Origin of the sequence: Streptomyces sp. (assembly GCF_031181705.1) — a bacterium.
GTDB lineage: Bacteria > Actinomycetota > Actinomycetes > Streptomycetales > Streptomycetaceae > Streptomyces.
Map to the genome: position 1 here is coordinate 22,751 of NZ_JAPSKN010000082.1, position 1,730 is coordinate 24,480.

Annotated in this window: 2 protein-coding genes; one reads left to right on the plus strand and one right to left on the minus strand. The window is 75.3% G+C overall.

From position 1 onward, the window contains the following. Nucleotides 1-85 precede the first annotated feature (85 nt). Entirely contained in the window at nucleotides 86-850 is a 765-nt protein-coding gene (locus RIN80_RS16985; RefSeq protein WP_309096449.1) for a hypothetical protein, read from the minus strand. Between the two features lie 60 nt (nucleotides 851-910). On the opposite strand from RIN80_RS16985, the gene RIN80_RS16990 reads away from it, so the two are divergent. Then, nucleotides 911-1,693 (plus strand): adenosylcobinamide-GDP ribazoletransferase, encoded by a 783-nt coding sequence (locus RIN80_RS16990; protein WP_309096450.1) that lies wholly within the window; start codon nucleotides 911-913, stop codon nucleotides 1,691-1,693. Nucleotides 1,694-1,730 lie beyond the last annotated feature (37 nt).

Genomic DNA, 1,730 nt, shown 5'->3' on the forward strand with positions numbered 1-1,730 from the left:
GGGGGCTGCCCGCCTCCGACGGATGGGTCGTGGACATGGGACCGTCCGCAGCGGTCCTGGTGCTGTGCGCGCTCGGCGAGCAGCGTCAGCGGCGTTCCAGGGACCGGGCCGGCTGCGGGTCGGGCGCGCCGCCGAGCCAGTCCTGAAAGGTCCGCCGGGGACCCACCCAGCGCCGGTCGTGGTGGTAGGCCCGCAGCCCGGACCTGGCCCGGGCCCTGGGGCGGTTGCGGTAGAACCGCTTGGCCCACACAGAGGTCGGGCGGGCCAGCCGTACGGCCGCGACCAGGGCGACCAGCGGGACGACCAGACCCACCACCGCGAGGCGGAGTTTGCCCTTGAACAGGGCGATGAGGGCGAAGGCGAAGTTGACCAGGACGTTGACGAGGACGGCGGCGCGGTTCTGCTGCTGGTCCTCGGACAGGTCGTCCACGCCCAGCGGTGAGAAGCCGATCAGCAGCAGTCCGACGAGCGAGGCGGTGAGGACGACCATCTCCACGCTCTTGCGGCCGTCCGGGGTCCAGTAGACGTCCGCCAGGTGCAGGACCAGGGCGAACTCGTCGAGGACGAGGCCCGCGCCGATGCCGAAGATCACCGCGGCCAGGCCGGAGCCGAAGCCGTGCCGGCCGCCCGCGACCGCGCCGAAGCCGCCGATGAGCATGAGGATGACGCCGGGGACGACGTGGTGGACGTGGACGCCGCCACCGCCGCTGATGTTGCGGAAGGGGCCCTTGCCCGCCCGGATGAGGCGGGTGATGACCCGGGTGATCAGGAAGGTCAGCACGAAGGCGACGAGGGCCAGGAGCAGCGGAAGCTTTCCGGGTTCGATGATGTTCCGCTCCAGCCATCCCATATGTGAACTTTATCCTCGGCCCGCGTGTCCGCTCTCCTGACCGGCCGGTAGCCTGCGCCGGTGACCGGAACCTCGCCCCTCGACGGAGTCCGCTTCGCCTTCGGCACGCTCACGGTGTTCCCGGTCCGGGTGACGCGGTGGGACCGGGAGGCGGCGCGCGGCGGCATGCTGTGCGCGCCGCTGGCCGGTCTGGCGGTCGGCGCCGCGGCCGCCGCCACGGGGCTGGTGCTGCTGCTCCTCGGCGCGGGCGCGCCGCTCGCCGCCGTGGCCGGGGTCGCCGTGCCGGCCGCGCTCACCCGGGGGCTCCACCTGGACGGGCTCGCGGACACCGCCGACGGGCTGGGCAGCGGGAAGCCGGCCGAGGACGCGCTGCGGATCATGAAGCAGTCGGACATCGGCCCCTTCGGCGTCATCGCCCTCGTCCTGGTCCTGCTGGCGCAGGTCGCCGCGCTCGCCCAGGCCTACGAGGCCTCCTGGGCCCGGGGCGCGTGCGCCGCCGTCGTCTCCGCGGCCGTCGCCCGGCTGGCCCTGACCCTGGCGGCCCGGGCCGGGGTGCCGGCGGCGCGCCCGGAGGGCCTCGGGGCGGCCGTCGCGGGTGTGCTGCCGGTGCGGGCGGCGCTCGGCGTCACGGTCGCCGTCACGGCGGTGGCGGCAGCGGCCGGGGCCGCCCTCGGGCCGTACGACGTGGTGCGTGGTGTGCTCGCGGTCCTGCTCGCCCTGGCCGCCGCCGAGGCGCTGCTGCGGCACTGCGTGCGGCGGTTCGGCGGGGTGACGGGGGACGTGTTCGGCGGGCTCGCGGAGACGGCGGCGACGGTTTCGCTGGTCGTCCTGTCGCTGGGCTGACTGTCACCGGCCGGCGCTCCTGCCCGGCCGGCGCTCC

Coding starts and splice junctions, on each gene's coding strand:
- RIN80_RS16985 (WP_309096449.1), bottom strand. CDS start 850: ATGGGATGGCTGGAGCGGAACATCATCGAACCCGGAAAGCTTCCGCTG.